General features: G+C 38.6%; 13 protein-coding genes. 5 read left to right on the top strand and 8 right to left on the bottom strand.

Annotated elements, in window-relative coordinates:
• Nucleotides 1–151: 151 nt before the first annotated feature.
• Nucleotides 152–775, bottom strand: coding sequence for a GTP cyclohydrolase II (locus tag PUND_RS02785; protein WP_010390804.1), 624 nt, complete (start codon nt 773–775; stop codon nt 152–154).
• Nucleotides 776–1007: 232 nt separating this feature from the next.
• Here PUND_RS02785 and PUND_RS02780 point away from each other — a divergent pair, with 232 nt between their 5' ends.
• Complete coding sequence (locus tag PUND_RS02780) at nt 1008–2105, top strand: TonB family protein (RefSeq protein WP_010390803.1); 1098 nt, start codon at nt 1008–1010, stop codon at nt 2103–2105.
• A 46-nt stretch (nt 2106–2151) separates the two neighbouring features.
• Here PUND_RS02780 and PUND_RS02775 read toward each other — a convergent pair whose 3' ends face one another.
• From PUND_RS02775 to PUND_RS02765, 3 genes are read right to left on the bottom strand one after another with little or no spacing between them, the layout of a single operon-like run.
• Complete coding sequence (locus PUND_RS02775; RefSeq protein WP_010390800.1) at nt 2152–2604, bottom strand: low molecular weight protein-tyrosine-phosphatase; 453 nt, start codon at nt 2602–2604, stop codon at nt 2152–2154.
• A 40-nt stretch (nt 2605–2644) separates the two neighbouring features.
• Complete coding sequence (locus PUND_RS02770) at nt 2645–3298, bottom strand: glutathione S-transferase family protein (protein WP_010390798.1); 654 nt, start codon at nt 3296–3298, stop codon at nt 2645–2647.
• A 26-nt stretch (nt 3299–3324) separates the two neighbouring features.
• A complete protein-coding gene (locus PUND_RS02765; protein ID WP_010390796.1) occupies nt 3325–3831 on the bottom strand; it encodes a DUF3087 domain-containing protein in 507 nt (168 codons plus the stop codon).
• Nucleotides 3832–4045: 214 nt separating this feature from the next.
• Here PUND_RS02765 and PUND_RS02760 point away from each other — a divergent pair, with 214 nt between their 5' ends.
• Together PUND_RS02760 and PUND_RS02755 are read left to right on the top strand one after the other, a co-directional pair.
• On the top strand, nt 4046–5203 hold the full coding sequence (locus PUND_RS02760) for a hypothetical protein (RefSeq protein ID WP_010390795.1): 1158 nt from the start codon (nt 4046–4048) through the stop codon (nt 5201–5203).
• Nucleotides 5204–5451: 248 nt separating this feature from the next.
• The gene (locus tag PUND_RS02755) at nt 5452–8700 is read left to right on the top strand and encodes a methyl-accepting chemotaxis protein (protein ID WP_010390794.1); all 3249 of its coding nucleotides are present in this window, start codon (nt 5452–5454) and stop codon (nt 8698–8700) included.
• Nucleotides 8701–8794: 94 nt separating this feature from the next.
• On the opposite strand, the gene kynU is transcribed toward PUND_RS02755, so the two are convergent.
• The 3 genes from kynU to PUND_RS02740 form a co-directional block, all read right to left on the bottom strand.
• Entirely contained in the window at nt 8795–10030 is a 1236-nt protein-coding gene (gene kynU, locus PUND_RS02750; RefSeq protein WP_010390793.1) for a kynureninase, read from the bottom strand.
• 2 nt (nt 10031–10032) lie between these two features.
• Nucleotides 10033–10863: an alpha/beta hydrolase gene (locus PUND_RS02745; RefSeq protein ID WP_010390791.1), complete on the bottom strand. Its 831-nt coding sequence runs from the start codon at nt 10861–10863 to the stop codon at nt 10033–10035.
• Nucleotides 10864–10987: 124 nt separating this feature from the next.
• Entirely contained in the window at nt 10988–12289 is a 1302-nt protein-coding gene (locus tag PUND_RS02740) for a metal-dependent hydrolase family protein (protein ID WP_010390790.1), read from the bottom strand.
• A 219-nt stretch (nt 12290–12508) separates the two neighbouring features.
• On the opposite strand from PUND_RS02740, the gene PUND_RS02735 reads away from it, so the two are divergent.
• Both PUND_RS02735 and PUND_RS02730 read left to right on the top strand, forming a co-directional pair.
• Entirely contained in the window at nt 12509–14203 is a 1695-nt protein-coding gene (locus PUND_RS02735) for a GGDEF domain-containing protein (protein WP_010390789.1), read from the top strand.
• Nucleotides 14204–14351: 148 nt separating this feature from the next.
• Nucleotides 14352–16532, top strand: coding sequence for a GAF domain-containing hybrid sensor histidine kinase/response regulator (locus PUND_RS02730; RefSeq protein ID WP_010390788.1), 2181 nt, complete (start codon nt 14352–14354; stop codon nt 16530–16532).
• Between the two features lie 66 nt (nt 16533–16598).
• On the opposite strand, the gene PUND_RS02725 is transcribed toward PUND_RS02730, so the two are convergent.
• Complete coding sequence (locus PUND_RS02725; protein ID WP_010390786.1) at nt 16599–19760, bottom strand: efflux RND transporter permease subunit; 3162 nt, start codon at nt 19758–19760, stop codon at nt 16599–16601.
• Nucleotides 19761–19774 lie beyond the last annotated feature (14 nt).

Genomic DNA, 19774 nt, shown 5'->3' with positions numbered 1-19774 from the left:
CGCCCCTAGGTAGAACCCGAAGGGCTGCGCCTGTTTGGCATTGATGCTGCGTTATCGCCTATTTATGGGGAATAACCACACCACATAGGCTCTGCCTTGCCTAAATACCAAACAGACTGCTGCAAATTTAACCTTGAAAGGTCAACAGACCCTAAGGTTTTTTAATTTTCTTAATATCTAGCATGTGAGAGCCATGCTTAATCTTTGTCTCTAAATACGCTTTATTACCTGAAAGCCCAGCTTTAATGTGAGCATGAGTACCCACAACAGAATCAACTTCTATACCTGCATCTTTTAATGCATTGAGCTTTTTAGGGTTATTAGTCATTAATTTAACGTGCTTTAAATTAAGCGCATTGAGCATTAACACTGCATCTGAAAAGTCACGTAAGTCATCAGCAAAACCTAAATGGTTATTAGCTTCGTAAGTATTCATACCTTGTGATTGCAGTACATACGCATCAATTTTATTATATAAACCAATACCACGCCCTTCTTGGCGTAAATAAAGTAAAATACCGCCCTGCTCATGCATCATTTCAATACACTCGTTTAACTGCTCACCACAATCACAGCGTGACGAATGAAATACATCACCGGTTAAACATTCAGAATGCATACGAATAAGTGGGACACCTTGCTGGGTATCGGCGTTATTAAATACTAAAGCAACATGCTCTTGGCCATCTTTTAAGCCACTAAACGAGATAATTTCTGCAGGAATATCACTATTTTTGCCAACATTAAGCTGGACTCTTGCTCTTACTTGCGCCACGACCAATCCAAATATTAAAAAACTACGACACGATAAAGTGATAATATCACAAAAGTTCAAAATTGGATCGTAGTACACCCTAAGTAATGTCAAATATATTGCGACGACAGCGGCTATTTTCAATATGTAAGCATAAATATATTAGCAACGAATATTTACCTTGGTTTACCTAAAATGATGACATACACATAAGGATTTGCTAATTTACCACCGACAAATAATAGGGATCATTATGAAACTAAATAAACGTGTATTACTGATGGGCTTAAGTTTATCTGTATTAAGCACCATGTCATTTGCCGAACAAGCAAGTAACGCTCAAGCCGTTTTTAACGACGCGTATCAAAATTACTTAAATGCGGTTAAAACCAAGGAAAATATGCAACAAGCCGCGGAGCAGGCCTACACATTAGGTAAAGCTGTTTACGGTGATAATTCAGATAACACCGCAAACTTAGCTATTAACTATGCTAAATCAATTAATGGCTATGGTAAAAAATGGATTGAAAAACGTTTTTCACTATATCAACAAGCCTACACTATTTCAGTTAACAACCATGGTAACAAATCGTTAGAAACCGTTGATTCTTTAGTTGGTATGGCTAATTTTGCCCCCTCTGCTCAAAAAGCGGACTATTATTTAGATCAAGTAATTGCAATAGCAAATACAGAAAATAAACCTAAATTTTTGGCCGATATGAAATTAGAAGCGGCAACCATATTAGCCAATAAATTCAGCTACGAAAAATACCGTGAAGCTAAAAACTACTTGGAAGAGGCCGATGAGTATTACCAGGCTAACTTACCTAAAAACTCGGTTGAACAAATAAAAGCTGACTTTTTAATGGCGTCGTTTGCTGAGGGTAGAAAAAGATACGATCAAGCAATTGAACGGCTTAATCGCGTAGTAAAGGTGTTTGATGAAAACTTAAGTTACGATCACAGCGCTGAGCTTACCGCACACTCAAGATTAGTTGGCTTGTATGAAAAAAAAGGCAAAAGCGATGAAGCCACTAAGCACTGTATCGCGATTGCTAAAATGGTGCCGTGGAAAGAAAGCCAAGAGCAAACGCCGCTATATCGCGTTAACCCTAAATACCCTAAAAACAAAGCGCGATTTAGTAAAGATGGCAGTGTAGTTATGGAGTTTCAAGTAGATGAGTCTGGCTTTGTAAAAAATCCGCAAGTAATTAGTTCTGAGGGTGGCGTGGCCTTTGAAAAATCAGCAGTAGAAGCATTAGCGCAATGGCGCTATGCTCCTAAGTTTGAGCATGGAAAAGCGGTTGCAGCAACTTCCAAAGTACAGCTCGACTTTAAAGTAAACCGTTAATAACATACCAAAGGCGCTTCATGCGCCTTTTAATTTATCATTATAGCTATTTTAACTTAGCTAAAATGTTATCGCTGGCGGCCTCTATTAAATCAAGTACCTTTTCAAAGCCATCATCACCGCCATAGTAAGGATCGGGAATTGCGCTTTGTGCTTGCTCGCCATACTCTAAAAACAACGCAAGCTTGTACTGCAAATGTTCAGGGCAACGTGCGGTTAAATCCGACAGGTTTTGTTTATCGGCTGCTAAAATAAGGTCAAACTCGCTAAAATCACTACTACGCACCTTGCGCGAAAAAATACCTTTAAAACTATAACCGCGTTTTTCACCAGCCTGCATTGAGCGCCTATCTGGTTGATTACCTTCGTGATGACCAATAGTCCCTGCCGAGTCCACTAGCAGATCAATACCTAACTTTTTAGCGCGAGCTTTTAATACCGCCTCTGCGGTAGGTGAGCGACAAATATTACCTAAACAAACAATCAGTACTTTTTTCACTTATGGCTCCCTAAGCTTTGCTAAAAATCGGTGATAAACATTATTTTAATGAAGCTAATATTTTTTGTTCGCCTTCAAGCATGCTCTGCATAGCGGTCCCCTGTTTTACACGGCTATGTAAAGCAGTAAGCTTAGGCCAGCGCGACTCATCAAGTTGCTCACCGCCATGCTCCATATTCATTAACTGGCAGCTCACTGCAATGTCGGCAAGAGTAAAGCTGTTACCAACAAAGAATTCGTTATTCCCTAAATAACCTTCTAAATAATCAAATAAAGGCGGTAATTTTTCATTTAATGCACTTTGCACTAAGGCTTCATCGGTTGGCTTTTGCATTGTAGGAGCAATAATACGCTGCTGAAATACCGTAAATGTTGTCAGTGGAGCCAGCTCGTAATCTGCGTATTTTTCTAGCCAGCGAACAGCTGCACGTTGCTCTATAGTATCACCGAGTAAAGCCGATGAATTAAGGTATTTTTCATCAAGATATTGGCAAATAACGCTAGAATCCGCCAAGTTTAACTCGCCATCTTTTAGCGCCGGAATACGCCCCAACGGGTTAATTTCTAAAAACCAGTCAGGCTGATTAAACGGCGAGACTATTTCGAGTTTATAGTCCAGTTGCTTAAGCGCTAAACACACACGTACTTTACGCACATAAGGAGAAAGCGGGACACCATAAAGAATTATGCTCATTGTTATTCCTATAAATTAAAACCACTTTAAAACTGCTTTAAAATTGCATCATTGTAGTCATCAGCATTTAAGGTTAAGTTGAACTTGGCCGCAACGCTATCTAACTCGGCTTGTTTAATCGCTAAATCATCCATAGTGATGGTGTTATCGTCAAGCTGCCATAATAATCGTGAGCCCGCATAACTATATTGAATCGCCAATAATGCATCGGGGTTACCTTCTCGTCCCGCCGCTTTTAGCTTAGCCATTTTACGAGTGATTTTATTAAGCGCTTTTTTAAGCTCCCACACATACACCACCTCACTCATAAAAGGATGTGTTCGGTATTTATTTAACAACCAGCCTATGCCAATACTCGTAACAATTACGCCTAATAAGTTCCAATGAAAATGACTGCCACTTTCATCGGGAAATAATGCAATTAAGGTTTGTGAAATTGCTAAACTGCCCACAGCTAAACCTGCTGCACAGCCGACAATAACGCGATTTAAATGTTTACGATAACGTGCTTTATCTATTTGAATAAGTTGCATAGCTGCCTAAAAGTAAAAAACTAAAAAATACACAGCTCCATTGTAGCTAAACCCATCACAGAGTTAAGACTCTTTTTTAATAAAATACCCGTAGTTTTTGATTTAGCGCCTGTTTTATACTGCTTTCAACATAAAACCAACCAACGATTTTATTTGCACCCACATATTAGGCATAGGATAGTAGGCAACAAATACGACTTAGTATAGGAACATCATGATAAAAACACTGATTGCCACAAGTTTAATATTTTCTTCTTTTAGTACTTTAGCCAATTTAAACACACCGCTAACCCCAGAAGAATTGCGAATTGAAAAAGCCAGCCAAGCGATGCCAGCCGTACTAAGCGCTTTTGCCAGCGAAGTTAATCAATTTGAGCAGCAATTCAAGTCACTCTCAAGCTATGCACAAGCCGTAGATGCCGTTAATGACTACTCAAAACGATTATGGTTTAGTGCAAAAAAACGCATCGCTACAACGCAAAACTTAGATGATCGCGCGCTTTATTGGGCTCGCTTACAATCAAGTAAAATAATTCGCACCACAAAACCTGCATTTTCGCTGAGCACCGCGCAGCAAACAGTGTTATTAACATTGCTAGAAAACGGAAGCCGAGGTCGCACAGACCTAAGCTACTCACAAAACACCACTAAAAAGATACTACTAACTGGGTTTGACCCATTTTTACTTGATAGAAATATAAACCAAAGTAACCCATCGGGCGTAGCTGCGTTGCTTCTTGATGGCCAAGTAATAAACTATAAAGGGATTAGTGCTGAAATAAACACTGTAATGGTGCCTGTGCGTTATGAAGACTTTGATCAAGGCATTATAGAATCCTTACTTGCCCCTTATTACGCTCTTAATAAAGTTGATATGGTCGTTACCGTTAGCATGGGCCGTAAAGACTTTGATCTTGAACGCTTTCCGGGTAAGCGCCGCAGTGTAACAGCCCCCGACAACGCCAATATAGTGTATGGAGGTACCAAAACAGCGCCGCTCATTCCAAGCTTAAACGACCGCCCATTACCCGGTACTGAGTTTGTAGAATTTAGTTTACCTGTTAGCGCTATGCTAAAGGCAAAAGGCCCTTTTGCGATTAATGATAATCATCATGTTATTACCCTCAAAAAAGACTTTGAGCCTAGCAGTTTTGACGAATTAAAAGAGGCAACTGCAGTACGTGGCGGTGGCGGTGGTTACCTGTCTAACGAAATTTCGTATCGCAGTATTCGGCTGCGTAATCAGCTAAATTCAGATATTCCGACTGGGCATATTCACACTCCTCGAATTGCCCAGTTTGAACCCGAAACCGAAGCTAAAATAGTTAAGCAAATTCAAGCTATGTTAGAGCGCAGTTTAGTCGCGCTCTAACATCGTTTGCTTTTTTAACGTTAGAACATCAATTAAATAGTAAAGCGTAGGAGCACTTAAGTACTTCTACGCTTTATTGCTTTTAAACCGCTAAAAAAGCATGCTGCAATTACATTAAAATTAAAAGTGCTTTGTATCAGCTTTGGCTATTTTGTAATAAAAACTCATTACTTTAATTATTAACTAGATCTTCACAAATTGTGTTCTATGCTCATTTGAGGTTCAGACCTTATTACAGGGACATAGTAATGCTCATAATTAACCACTTTTTTAATTCATTAAACTTAACAAAAAAACTTATCTCCGCCTTTTTAGTTGTTGCCCTAGTGCCAATAACAATAATTATTATTGTCGCAATTAATACAGCTTCAAACTCGATGACAGAACAGGTTTATTCGCGTTTAGACGCTGTGAGTAAAGTAAAACAAAGCGCTGTTAAACGCTATTTTAACAACATTGAAAAAAAGCTTAATGCGCTGCAAGCAAATCCAGAAATGGCCAATATTGCGACAAAGTTTATAGATGGATTTAATAATACCTCCCCTTCAACCTCATCAGAGTCTCTAAATCGCTTTTATAAAGAGTCTTTTGCTCCAAAATTTAAACAGCTAAACCCAACAGATACAGTTTCTTCATCTCTATTAAAGCAAATGAATCCAAAAAGTATTGAGCTGCAATCTCGTTATCTAGCTAATAACCCAAACCCAATTGGTGAAAAACAAAAACTAACCACCACCGAGCAATCAGACTCTTACGAGCAAGCGCACCGCCAATATCACCCTTATCTACGCGATATGACTGATATAAATAAGTTCTACGATATTTTCATTATCGACCCAGCAAATGGCAATATTGTTTACTCTGTTTATAAAGAGGTAGACTTTGCAACATCGCTGCAAACAGGCCCCTACGCTAAAAGTAATTTAGCGAACCTATTTAGACAATTAAAAGACAGCAGCAACCCACAAAAAATTGCTTTTGCAGATTATAAACAGTACTCCCCTTCATATAATGCCCCTGCAAGCTTTATAGGAAAGCCTATTGTTGTTGATGGTAAAACGGTTGCTATTTTAGCTGCCCAATTATCGATTGAAGATATTAATTCAATTATGAAAGAACGTGACGGGTTGGGCGAAAGCGGAGAGACCTACCTTGTTGGCCCTGAAGGGTTAATGCGCTCTGACTCGTATATTGATCCGAAAAACCACTCTGTAGAAAGCTCGTTTAGAAACCCAAATAAAGGCACTGTGAATACCTTATCTGTAATCAAAGCACTAAAAAATGAAAAAGGGCAGCATGTTATAAATGACTATAACAATGAAATGGTGCTCTCTGCATTTGCACCTGTAAATGTATTTAATGTTCGCTGGGCACTCATAGCAGAAATGGACGAACAAGAAGCTTTTGAGTCAATAACCACACTTTCCCAACAACTCATTGTGATACTTTTCATCACTATTTTCATTGTTACCATTGCCGCATATTGGTTTGCGAAAACACTCACAAAACCAATACATGCACTAGCTGATACGATGAAAAAAGTTGAACAACAAGGTGACTTTTCATTACGAGCAACAGTCTATTCAAGCGATGAAATAGGCGTTAGCACTCAAGCATTTAACACTCTTCTTGATGCTCTACAGTTATCTATTAGTGAAACAAATCGCGTTATGAACCAAATGGCTGCGGGTAAATTTGATCAACGTATTGAAGCACCATGTCGAGGAGAGTTAGATACGTTAAAACAAGCAACCAACGATTGCGCAAGTTCACTAAACGGGGCAATAAACGAATTAAATAACATTGCGATTGCTATGGCTGATGGTCAATTTGATATTCAAATTAATGCCTCAATGTCAGGCGAATTAGGCACCTTAAAAAGTAATATTAACCAATCGCTTTCCTCAATAAACAACACAATGAATAGTATCGTAGATATTATGGCTAACGTAGAGCAAGGTAACTTTAAAGAGCAAATTACCTATCCAGCTAAAGGAAAACTTGCCCAGCTAAAAGACAGCGTGAATAACTCAGTGAATAGCTTAAGTATTGCCATAGATGGTATTAGTGACGTTATGAGTGCATTACGACAGGGCCAGTTTTCAGCGCAATTAGATGCCCCCTTAGCTGGACAGCTTGATATTTTAAAACAAGATATTAATTCCAGTATGGCTAATTTAAATAATGTAATGAATGAAATAGGTGAAGTCATGTCCTTTGTTAGTAAAGGTGACTTTAAAAAAATGATTAAAGGTGAAGCCAGCGGTCAACTTGAGCAGTTAAAAAGTAACATCAATACATCAATCACTGCTATTGATAATGCTCTAACTGAAATTTCATCAGTCATGCTAGCAATTAGTCAGGGGCGCTTTGATCATACTATTTCATCGACTATGACAGGCCAGCTAAATAGTCTAAAAACAGATATAAACCACTCGGTAACAAACCTTGAACATGTCATAAATGATCTTAATCAAGTAATGGCTGCAATGGCAAATGGCGATTTTTCTCATCAATTAAAACAACCATTGCAAGGCCAATTGGAAGATTTAAAAAATAATGTTAATGAGTCTACCTCATTAGTTTCATTAGCTATAAATGAAGTAAGTAGCGTTTTGTCAAACTTAGCTAAAGGTGACCTTACCAAAAATATAGAGGGGCAATATCAAGGCGTATTCAACACCCTAAAAAACGACACCAACGCGACCATCTTTAAATTAACCAATGTCATTCAAGAGATTCAAGTATCAGCTGGCCAGGTTATGCAAAATGCAGGTGAAATAGCTTCAAGTAATACTGAAATAAGTAAACGCACAGAAGAGCAAGCTGCCAACCTTGAAGAGGCAAGCTCAAGTACTGAGCAAATGCTAGATGAGCTAACTAAAGTATCTGAACAATCAAAAAGTGCCGTGGCATTGGCAAGCAATGCAGAGCAAATCGCTGAAGAAGGAAACCAATTATCAATACAGACTGTTAGCGCGATTGATGAAGTAAATGAAGCCAGTAAAGATATTAACGAAATACTTTCGGTTATTGACAACCTCGCTTTTCAAACTAACTTGCTATCACTTAATGCCGCCGTAGAAGCAGCTAGGGCTGGCGACCACGGAAGAGGCTTTGCTGTAGTCGCTAATGAAGTCGGTGATTTAGCGGGGCGTAGTGCTAAATCTGCGAAGCAGATAAAAAGTATTATTGTAAATAGTAATCAAAAAATAGCACTTGGAACTGAATTAGCCGACACTTCAGGGAAAAAACTAAAACACATAATGCAAGCTGTTAGCGATGTTAATAAAAATATAATACATATAGCGCACTCAACCTCCGCACAAGAGCAAGCAATTAAAGAGGTTAATCTTGTTGTACAACGGTTAACGGGGCTAACTCAGGCTAACTCAGCGATTACAGAAGAAACAATGGCGGCGGCACGTCAAATGGCAGAACAAGCTACCGAGATGAGAGTACAACTTAATTACTTTCATCTAGAAAAAGAGCAATAATAACCTAAAGGCGCTGCTAGTGATTCTGCTAACGCTATGCCTTTTTTAACTTGAGAAACGCTATGAGCCATTATAATAATGGCTCATCATAAAGTTACGTCACTTTACCCGCTAAATTAAAACGTGGCTGGGTATATAGCTGGCTTTTAACTACCTCAGCTAAAATAGTTACTGCCTGCCAAATCTCTTCAAACGAGGTGTAAAGAGGTGTAAAACCAAAACGTAAAATATTAGGCGCACGAAAATCTGCAATTACCCCTTTTTCAATTAACGCTTGGCATATAGCAAACGCATCGGTATGTGAAAATGCTAGTTGGCTGCCTCTTTGGCTCGAATTTTCAGTGGAACATAAGCGTAAATCACTTAAGCATGAATGTGTTTGTACTAATTTAATAAATACGTCAGCAAGTGCAATCGACTTTTCTCTTACTTGAGAAATGTCTACGTCTTGCCATACATCAAGCGCAGCATCTAAAGCACTCATCGCAATCACACTGGGTGTACCGCATAAATACTGATTTATAGTATCAGCACCTTGATATATTGCATCAAAAGCAAATGGTTTGGCATGACCCATCCAACCTGATAAGGGTTGCTTTACAGCAGCTTGGTGGCGTTTAGCCACATATAAAAATGCAGGTGAGCCTGGGCCACCGTTTAAGTATTTATAGCCACAGCCAACGGCAAAATCAGCATTACAGTTATCAAGTTCAACCGGTAAAGCTCCCGCACTATGGGCTAGATCCCATATCACCAAAATGCCTTTCTCGTGGGCTAACTGGGTAAGCTTTTGCATATCCAGCAACTGACCGGTTCTAAAGTTGACCTGCGTTAATAGCAACACAGCCACTGAATCATTAAGGTTTTGCTCAATACTTTGCTCTGCCACTAATTTAAGCTGACATAAGTCGGGGCCTAATAGCTCACTTAGCCCCTGTACCATGTATAAGTCAGTAGGAAAGTTATCCTTGGTGGATAACACCACATTTCGCTCAGGGTTTAACGATAATGCACTACTTAACAGTTTAAATAAGTTAACTGAAATCGAGTCACAACAAATCACTTGGCCTTTTGCTGCGCCAATAATCGGCGCTACTTTCTCTCCTACCAGAGTTGGTAAATCAATCCATTGGTGATCATTCCAACTTCTAATTAAATGGCTACCCCATTGCTGACTTACCACCTCAGCTACGCGCGATTTTACGGCTTTAGGCAAAGCCCCTAATGAGTTACCATCGAGATAAATAGTGTCTGCGGGTAAATCAAATTCATCACGTTTATTAGCCAGCGGATCGGCTTTATCAAGCGCTACAATCTCATTAAAATTCATTATTACTTCTCATTCAAGTTTTGTATTAGTGTCTTAAATGCCTCAGAACCTGGGTGGATCCAATCAAAATGCCCCACACCATCTAGCATAACCACAGGTCGTTTAAGCTGCTCTAAATTAAAAGCTGGCACGATGGTATCTCGGTCACCTTGTAAAATAATACTCTGTGGATGAAGCGACTGCTCGCTCGGGTTCGCTTGCGTGTAAGCCTTGGGTTTATCAGTTGGCATACCTTGCATAAAATCCTTTGTCACTTTTTGACAGCTGTTATTACCGCGTGCATACGCTTTTATATCAGTAATAGGGGCTAAGCCAATAACCCCTTTGAGCTGATCAATTTCACCACCAGCAAGTAGAGCTAAATGCCCACCAGCGGAGTGTCCTACCACAACCGAGTCAGCTAATTTAAACTCGCCATTATTATATTTACTTACCGCTAAAATTCCGGCTTTTACATCATTAAACGTTGTAGGCCAGCCACCACCGCTTGCGCCGCTTCTTCTATACTCTAAAGACCATACATTAAAACCAGCTTGTGCAAGCCCCGTACTTAACGCATAGGTATGTTTAATATCGTATGCACTTAGCCAACAACCACCATGAAGTAAAATAACTAACGGGTTTTGCGGCTGTATTTGTTTTGCGCGCCAAAGTAATGCGAACTGCGATTCATTATCCCCATATGCTATTTCTTCATCCGCAGGGTTAAATCCCAATGAAACCACACTTGCGTATGCCACATTATTATTTACATCAGGAAATTCAACTATCTGCGCGTTGGCATTAACCAAAAAAGGCCATACAACTAAAAATAAAACTATTAAGCTCTTCAAAATAAAATACTTCCTTTTATAACCTTAAAAGCGGTATGACAAAAAACGCCAGTAGCCATTTATAAAAATTTTTATACGACCTACCAGCGTTATTGCGTCATTATTAATAAAATAAATAGGGTATTTATTGGTGTTTAAAAATCGTGCCTTCTTTCATTACAAAATCGACATCCATTAAAGCGCTAATATCGCTAAGTGGGCTGGTGTCCAAAGCAATAATATCAGCAAACTTACCAGGCTCTATGGTGCCCAAGCGCTGGCTCATATCAATTAAATCAGCAGCATTGACGGTTGCCGATTTTAAAATATCAGCAGGAGTCATACCTGCTTGATGCATTAATACCGCTTCTGTTGCGTTAATGCCGTGCTTAGATACGCCACTGTCGGTACCAAATGCAATGTTTACCCCGGCCTTATATGCCTTAGTAAAATTGTTGAGCATATCGCCCCCTACTCTAATTGCTTTACTTTTAATTGACGCAGACATAAAGTCACTGTTTTTTGCTAACCCAACTACGGTGTGTCCTGCAAGCAAAGTAGGGACTAAATAAGCCCCTGTTTCTTTAAATAATTTAATGCCTTCATCATCGGTGTAACTACCGTGCTCTATGCTATCAACGCCCGCACGTAATGCTGCATTAATACCTTGAGCGGCATGCGCATGACTAGCTACTTTTCGCCCTAAACCATGCGCTGTATCAACTACAGCTTTAAGTTCATCGTCTTGCATTTGCTGCCCTGTGCCCGTAGTAGTATCCGAAAGCACGCCACCGGTAGAAGCAACTTTAATTAAATCAGCCCCGTATTTAATTGCATAGCGAGTTTTTTTACGGCATTCAATAGCGCCATCACACACTGTTGGCGGTGTTTTTATGGTGAGTAAATCAGGGCTCATACCATCAACATCTAAGTGTCCGCCAGTAATAGTAACGCCAGCACCAGCAATAATACGCGGCCCATCAACCCAACCATTTTCTACGCCTTTACGTAATGCATACATTTGCTCGCTTTGACTTCCCACATCACGCACAGTAGTAAAGCCCGCCATAAGAGTTTTGTTAGCAAAATGCACACTGCGCATTGCTACATCTGCATCAGACATTTCCACCAGCTCTTTTTTATTATCAGGGCCAAGTTCACCTTGTAAATGCACATGCATATCCATAAGCCCTGGCATAACAAAGCGGGTCGATAAATCGATTAACTGAGCATCTTCGCCAAAACGAGTGATGGGTAAAAAGCCCGCTGATACCGAAACTATTTTGCCATTTTCTATTACTACGGTTTGTTTTTGTTGTGGTTTTTCTCCGGGAATAGCCAATAACTCTCCTGCATGAATTACTTTAGTATTTGCATGTGCACTAGTAGCACAGAGATTAGCAGCGAAAAAAAACGAGGTAACAACACTCAATCGAAATATGCTCATTAAACTCTCCAGTGATTCGTTCTGCGTTAACAACAACGAAATAACGTTAAAATATTGTTATACAACCAATACCTTATCAGGAAAGTGATAAAAACAAACCTGAAATACACTTTTAGTAAGAATTCTGACCACTATTAACACTGTCTTGAACTGAAAAAATAAAAGAAGGTGTCTATACTCAACCTTATTGTTGTAATACTTTTCATATGTAGGGAGCTTATGGATATTAAAGACATAAATATTGCGCTGCTAGAAAAGTGTAATTTTCTTTTAATGGTATTTGATAATAATAATCAGCTTAGTTATCTTTCTCCAAGGTGGTCAGAGCTAAATGTTGCAGCTAAAAAAGTACCCACCATTGAAAGCCTTTATGGCTGTTGTACTACTGAAAGCAAAGCTCTATTACAACAACAAATTCTCGCACTAAAATCGCAACATAATGAGTTAGACCAATTTGATATTGAACTAACATTAGCAACCGATTACTCCATTAAACTAAATTGTTGCTTACACAGCGTGCAGCAAAACCAACACCAACATATGGTTTTAGTTTTTAACCAGCACTTTGCCCAAGTGTCGTCTGTTATTAGCAATAACGAATTACAAACCATCATAGAAAATGCCGGCGAAGTTTTAAAGGTAGGCTATTGGCAACTCGACTGTAAAACTAACCAATTATTTTGGACCGATGAAATTTATACCATTCATGGTGTTTCACCGAGTAACTATTCCCCTCAACTAGATACTGCAATAAATTTTTATCATGAAGATGACAAATCCAAAATAACAGATGCGGTCGAGCAAGCTCTTGCATGCGGACAAGAATGGAGTTGTATAAAGCTTCGTGTTGTAGACGACGATCTACAAGAGCGCACTGTAATATCAAGCGGCAATGTATCGAGAGATTTAAACGGTGAAATCACGAAGCTATATGGCATTTTTCAAGACATATCAGGGAGTGAAAAAATAGCTCTGGAGCGGGACTTTTTAGTTACTGCACTCAAAGAAACCACAGTAGGAATGGTGATTGCCGATAAAGACAAGCGTGTTATTTGGGTAAATGGCTCATTTGAAAGAATTACAGGCTACCCACTGAATCAAGTAGAAGGTAAAAAGCTTGGCTCTATTTTACAAGGTGAAAAAACTGATGCCAACACAATAGAGCAACTCAAAATTCATCTTAAAAAAGGGCTCCCCATAACTACAAGAATTTTAAACTACACAAAAAGTGGCGACCCTTATTGGAATGAACTGGCCATATCACCCATTTTTAGAGATGGAAAAGTAGCTTATTATTTTGCTGTTCAAAACGACGTAACCAAAGAAATAAACATAGAACACAAACTGATCGCGCTTAATACCAGTTTAGAGCAGCGTATTCAGGCGCGTACTCAAGAGCTCTCTTCTCTTAATCAAGAGCTAGAAAAACAAGCCAATATAGACCCACTTACAGGCTGTTTAAATAGACGAACTTTATACAGAACACTCAGCGATGAGCTATTAAAAACGCAGAATAAAAATACCTATATTTCGTTATTAATGCTCGACATAGACCATTTTAAAGCAATAAATGATAACTATGGTCACGAAGCTGGTGATTTAAGCTTAAAAGAGCTTACCAATACATTACGCGCTTTAACGAGAAAACAAGATTTTGTATTTCGCCTGGGCGGTGAAGAGTTTTTAATTATTATGCCCAACACAAACAAAGCAGAAGCTAAGCAAGCCGCTGAGCGAATAAAACACGCAGTAAATGAACATAAAGTTTACTATCGCAATTTTAATATTAGCTTTACGGTAAGTATTGGGCTACTTACTCATGATGGCTCTATCAGCTTACAAAACAGCTTGAAATATGTTGATGACTATTTATACGAGGCAAAAACGAAAGGCCGTAATAGAATTGTTGATTGAGCAGTTTTAAATCAATTAGCAAAAACTATTAAGGTCATATAAGCTAACTACTTGAGCATAATAATTTAATTGCATTTTACGCTCGCGCATCCATTATTATTTTTATTCAATTACTCATTGTTAGGCATATCAAAAACAAGGTTACATAATGATAAAAGCGTCAACACCTGAAGATGAACTATCACGGCTAAAAGACCTATATGAGTATGACGTTTTAGACACTGAAGCTGAGAAATCCTTTGACGACTTAACCCAGCTTGCATCTGATATTTGTGAAACGCCAATCTCACTAATAAGTCTTGTTGATCCCGACAGGCAATGGTTTAAATCAAAGCAAGGTATTGATGTAGACGAAACCGCACGGGATATCTCGTTTTGTTCTCACGCAATTTTAGAAAACCAAGTGTTCGAAGTTCAAAATGCACTTACTGATACCCGCTTTCACGATAATCCCTTGGTTACAAACGACCCAAATATTCGCTTTTATGCAGGTGCACCTCTTATAACTCCTAGAGGCAATGCTATTGGTACGTTATGTGTTATTAGCGATAAACCAAAAAAGCTCTCAAGCAAACAGATAAATGCACTCACGGTTTTGAGCAAAGAAGTTATTGCGCAATTAGAGCTTAGACTTAATAATAAAAAGCTAGTGATGGCATTAGAAAAACAAAAAGCACATAATAAACAACTAGAAAAGTTAAAAGAAGAAGCTGATACAGCCAATAACACAAAAAGTAAATTTTTGGCAAATATGACTCATGAGTTGAGAACCCCATTACATGGGATTTTAAATTTAGCTGAGTTTGCCATATCAGAAGGCACAACAGAGGAAAAAGATAACACCTTAAAAAGTATATTAAAGTCAGCACATTACTTATCAAATATTGTAAACGATATTTTAGACTTTTCTAAAATTGAGGCTGGTAAATTAGAGATTGAACATATCAACTTCAATCTTAATGACGTTATTAGCGATGTAATAAAACCCCAGTTACAGCAAGCGTCTGCTAAAGGTATAAAACTTATTAAGTCGATAGATCCTAAAATAGCAGAGAATTTAAAAGGCGATCCTCTTCGGGTTTCGCAAATTTTAAATAACCTATGCTCAAATGCGATTAAATTTACCAAAACTGGTCAAGTCGAACTGAAAGTAAGTATTAAAAGCAGTACATTGCAAACACAATTACTCAAATTTGAAGTTATTGATACAGGCCTTGGCATTAATGAGACTGTTCAAGAACATTTATTTAAAGAGTTTCATCAGGCAGACTCATCAACTTCAAGAGAATATGGGGGGACAGGTTTAGGCTTATCAATTTGTGCTCGCTTGAGTGAATTAATGCAAGGGAAGCTTAGCTTTACCAGCAAAATAGGTAAGGGCTCCACATTTACCTATGAGCAAAGCTTTGAGCTTGCTTTATTACCATCAGTAGCAAAGCAGGGCTCTGATATAACAAACCTGAAAGGTTGTACTGTATTAATTGCCGAAGATAATAAAATAAATCAGCTTATTATCGTTAAAATGCTCAAAGCACATAATGCTAATTTAATTATCGCAGAGGATGGTAAAGAATGTGTTAAGTACTTCAAAGAGCACTCGGTAGACTTAATTTTCATGGATATACAAATGCCTGAAATGGATGGCATAAAAGCCACACAGGCTATTAGAGCACTCCCTGCAGGTAAAACAGTTCCAATTATAGCTATGACAGCAAATACCCTAAAACAAGACATTGAGCATTATTTAGATATTGGTATGGATGGCTACTTAACTAAACCGTTTGATAAAGCTAAGCTCAATAGCTTACTCAATGTTTATAATCCTAAAAACCTTAACTTAAAAAACTTAGCAGTAAAAATTAGCGATCCTAATGTTTCTAGTAACAGGAAACTAAAGCAAATATGCAAAGAGTTAAAAGCGCTTATTCCCAATGCTAATCGAGTCAGTCTGTGGTTATTTAATAAAGATTACAGTGCATTAAATTGCTTAGCTTGCCTTGATGAAAATGATGTTGTTTCAAATGGAACTGTTCTATACACAGAAAACTCCCCTGCTTATTTCAACTATATTTTAACCAATCAAGTACTCGACGCCTCCGACGCCAGAAATAACGACGTAACCAAGCCATTCTCTCACTCTTACTTTGAGCCGCTCAATATTTATTCTTTACTTGATTACATCTATATACTTGATAGCAAACCATTAGGTGTTATTTGTTGTGAAAGTGTAGGCTCAAAGGTAACTTGGAGTCATGCTGATAAAGAGTCGTTAATCAAAGTCGCAGACGTTACTAACTTGTTTTTATCTAAACAAATAAAGCATGAGTAAAACAGGCCTATTTAGTGGCTAAAATTGCCACTAAATAGGGATAAAACTTATTATCTGCCCTTCATATTAAGCCTGCTCTGACTCACGCTGGGTTTGATGTTTATCTGATTTAACTGGCTTTATTTTAAAGAAAAACGTATACACAACAGGAACAAATCCTAATGTTAAAATTGTTCCCATTGCAAGACCAAACGCAATAGTGCTTGCTTGACCATAAAACAAAACATCTTTAGATAAAATAAGTGGCATTAAGCCTATTATCGTTGTGCAAGTAGACATCAAAATAGGGCGTAAACGCCTTAAAGAAGCATTGATTACCGCCTCAAAGTTTTGTTGATTAGACTGCTCTGCGGTTTGTTGCTCTGAGTACTCTATCTGTTTACGTTCAATATTTATTCGGTCTATTAAAATCACCGCATTATTAATGATAATACCGGCAAGCGCATATAAACCTAAAATAACCATAAACCCAAAGTTTGCTTGCATAACCAACAAACCAAAAGCAGCACCAATAATAATTAGGGGTACGGTTAAAAATACAATACTGGTTGCACGGTAAGAGCGAAACTGCGCAATAATAATAAACACCATAATAGCAATACACAGCGGTAAATTAGCTAAAATAGCAGCTTGCGATTCCGCGGAGTCTCCAATCACCCCGTCGTATTCAATTTTATATCCAGGTGGTAATTTTTCTTTTATTTTAGCAAGCTTCTCTTCAAGTAAGGGCACCATACTTTGCGCCGACATAATTTGATTTTTAGCTTGTACCGTTACGGTACGAAATAAATTTTCACGCGCAATGCGGGCAAACTGCGTTTCATAGCGAATCTCGGCCACTTGCATTAAAGGAACACTGACGCCTCTAGCAGAAGAATAAATACTTACACTATTGATCCGATCTAAATCGTAACGCTCCCTGTCTTGTGCCCTTAATACAATAGGGAATATATCATCACCTTCACGAAACTCGGATATTATGCGTCCAGAAAAATAGGTTTCTAACGCTTGGGCAACATCATTTGAGCTAATTCCGGCACGACGAGCATTTTGCTGATTAACCTCAAGTTTAAGTGTCGTAATACGGTTTTCCCAATCGCTTTTAATATCAAACGTGCCACCTACATTTCGCAACAAAGTTTTAATTTCATCGCTAACAGAATAAATATAATCACTATCAGGACCTTTAACTTGAATCTCTATTAGTGAAGAATCAGATGGCCCTAAGAACATTTTCGTAACACGCCCCATCACACCAGGGAAATCTTGAGCAAACATCTCTCGCACTCTCTTTAATGTAGGATCGGCGAACTTTCGTTCACCTACATCAATCATAAAAAATGCTTTTGAAGGTTCGGGGTCGATAGGTGTAAGTGATAAAACAAACCGAGGACCACCAAATCCAGCATAGGCCGCATATTTTTCAATATGTGGAAAGTGTTCTTTATCATCCAATTTTTTTGAAATAGCCTGCACCGCTGCGTCAGTTTTACGCATTGAAGTACCCGCTGGCATATCAAGGTACACTAAAATTTGTGCTCGGTCAGAATCTGGAAAAAATTTTGCAGGCACTAGACTCATAGCCCAGCCCCCAGCCAAAAATAGTCCTAAAATAACAACAACAAACGCAATACGCGCACGCATAATTTGTCGTAACGCTTTTTCATAAAGTGGGTTAAGGCTGTCGAAAAAGCCATTTATCTTGCGGCGAATAATATTTTGCTTTTCCCTCGTTTCTTTTTTAACAAAGCGATGACATAAATAAGTAGTAAATGTCAGGCTTAGCGCCCAAGAAGTAAGTAATGCAATTAGCACCACCAAGGAGATCGAGCGCGTATATTCACCAGCACTACTTTGTGCCAACATAAGAGGTAAAAACACAAGAATAGTTGTTAATGATGAAGTTAAAGACGGTATCGCAAGAGTGCCTGAAGTGTTACGAATAGCATCATCACGCGTTTCGCCATCTTCGATACGCTTTTTAAAATCTTCAGCCATTATTATGCCATCATCAACCAAAAGACCAAGCGCAATAATTAAAGTAGCTAGCGACATACGCTCTAATGGAATACCCATAAAGTTCATAACTGAAAGCGTGATTAAAATCGCTGCTGGCACAATCGAGCCCACAATCAGACCAGTGCGTAAGCCTAAAAACATCACTACCACAATTGATACTATAACGATGGTTTGCAAAACACTAAAAGTCACACCAAATACTGCATCTTCAACCACATCGGCTTGGCGCGTAATATTTTTTAATTGATAGCCTGCAGGAATAGTTTGGTTAATTTGAGCTGTCATCGCTTCTATTTTAGGAGTGAACTTAAGCACATCCGCTTGTTCATCCTTAGATATGGCAAAAATAATGGCTTGGCGATTATTGTAATAACTTGTTCTTGATGGGGGATCGACCACTTTACGGCTTATTTTAGCAATATCGCGCAACAATATTGTTTCAGGCTGGTTAGGCACACTGATAAGTGTATTTCTAATATCGGCAAGGTTTTGGTAATTTCCTGAAGGTTGAATAATAAAGTTTTTGCCATTGGCGTCAATAACCCCACTAGGGCGTATAATATTTTGGTTTTTCAAAGCGGCAATTAATTGTTCAGGTGCAATACCCAGTTGAGCGAGCTTAGCATTTTCAATTTCAATAAAAATACGCTCTTGTTGAATGCCCAAAATATCAATTTTTTTAGTGCCCTCAACTTGATGCAGCATATCAGCAATGTGTTGCGCCACATCTTGGCGATCGCCCATACTGTAGGCAGGATCAGCAATAAGTGCCACTGTTAATACGGCAACATCACCAAAATCATCGTTTACTACATAAGGCAATGTCCCATTGGGTAAGTCATCACGCACTGCGTTTATTTGATCGCGCAGTTTATCCCATTGTTGATTAAACTCACTTTGCTCAACACTTTGCTTAAGCTCAGCGTGAATAATAGAACGACCAGGAATAGATACTGAGCGAATTTCGGCAATACTGGGCATTTCACGAATAGCTTCTTCGAGTGTTTTAGTGATCAACAACTCTACTTTTTTCGCGCTCATCCCCGGATAAGCTGTTGTGACAACAGCTTCGCGAATTTTTATTTTAGGGTCTTCTTGCTTTGGTAGTTGATAATAACTAAAGGCGCCAAATAACATAAGGCCAAAAACAATAGCTAACATAAGGCGATTATGATCAAGAGCAAGCTCTGAAATAGTAGGGATCTTCATTGTTTTAAATCTCC

Origin of the sequence: Pseudoalteromonas undina, from assembly GCF_000238275.3 — a bacterium.
GTDB classification, from domain to species: domain Bacteria; phylum Pseudomonadota; class Gammaproteobacteria; order Enterobacterales; family Alteromonadaceae; genus Pseudoalteromonas; species Pseudoalteromonas undina.
The sequence above is the reverse complement of the archived record's forward strand: the minus strand, read 5'-3'. Positions and strand labels throughout refer to the sequence as shown.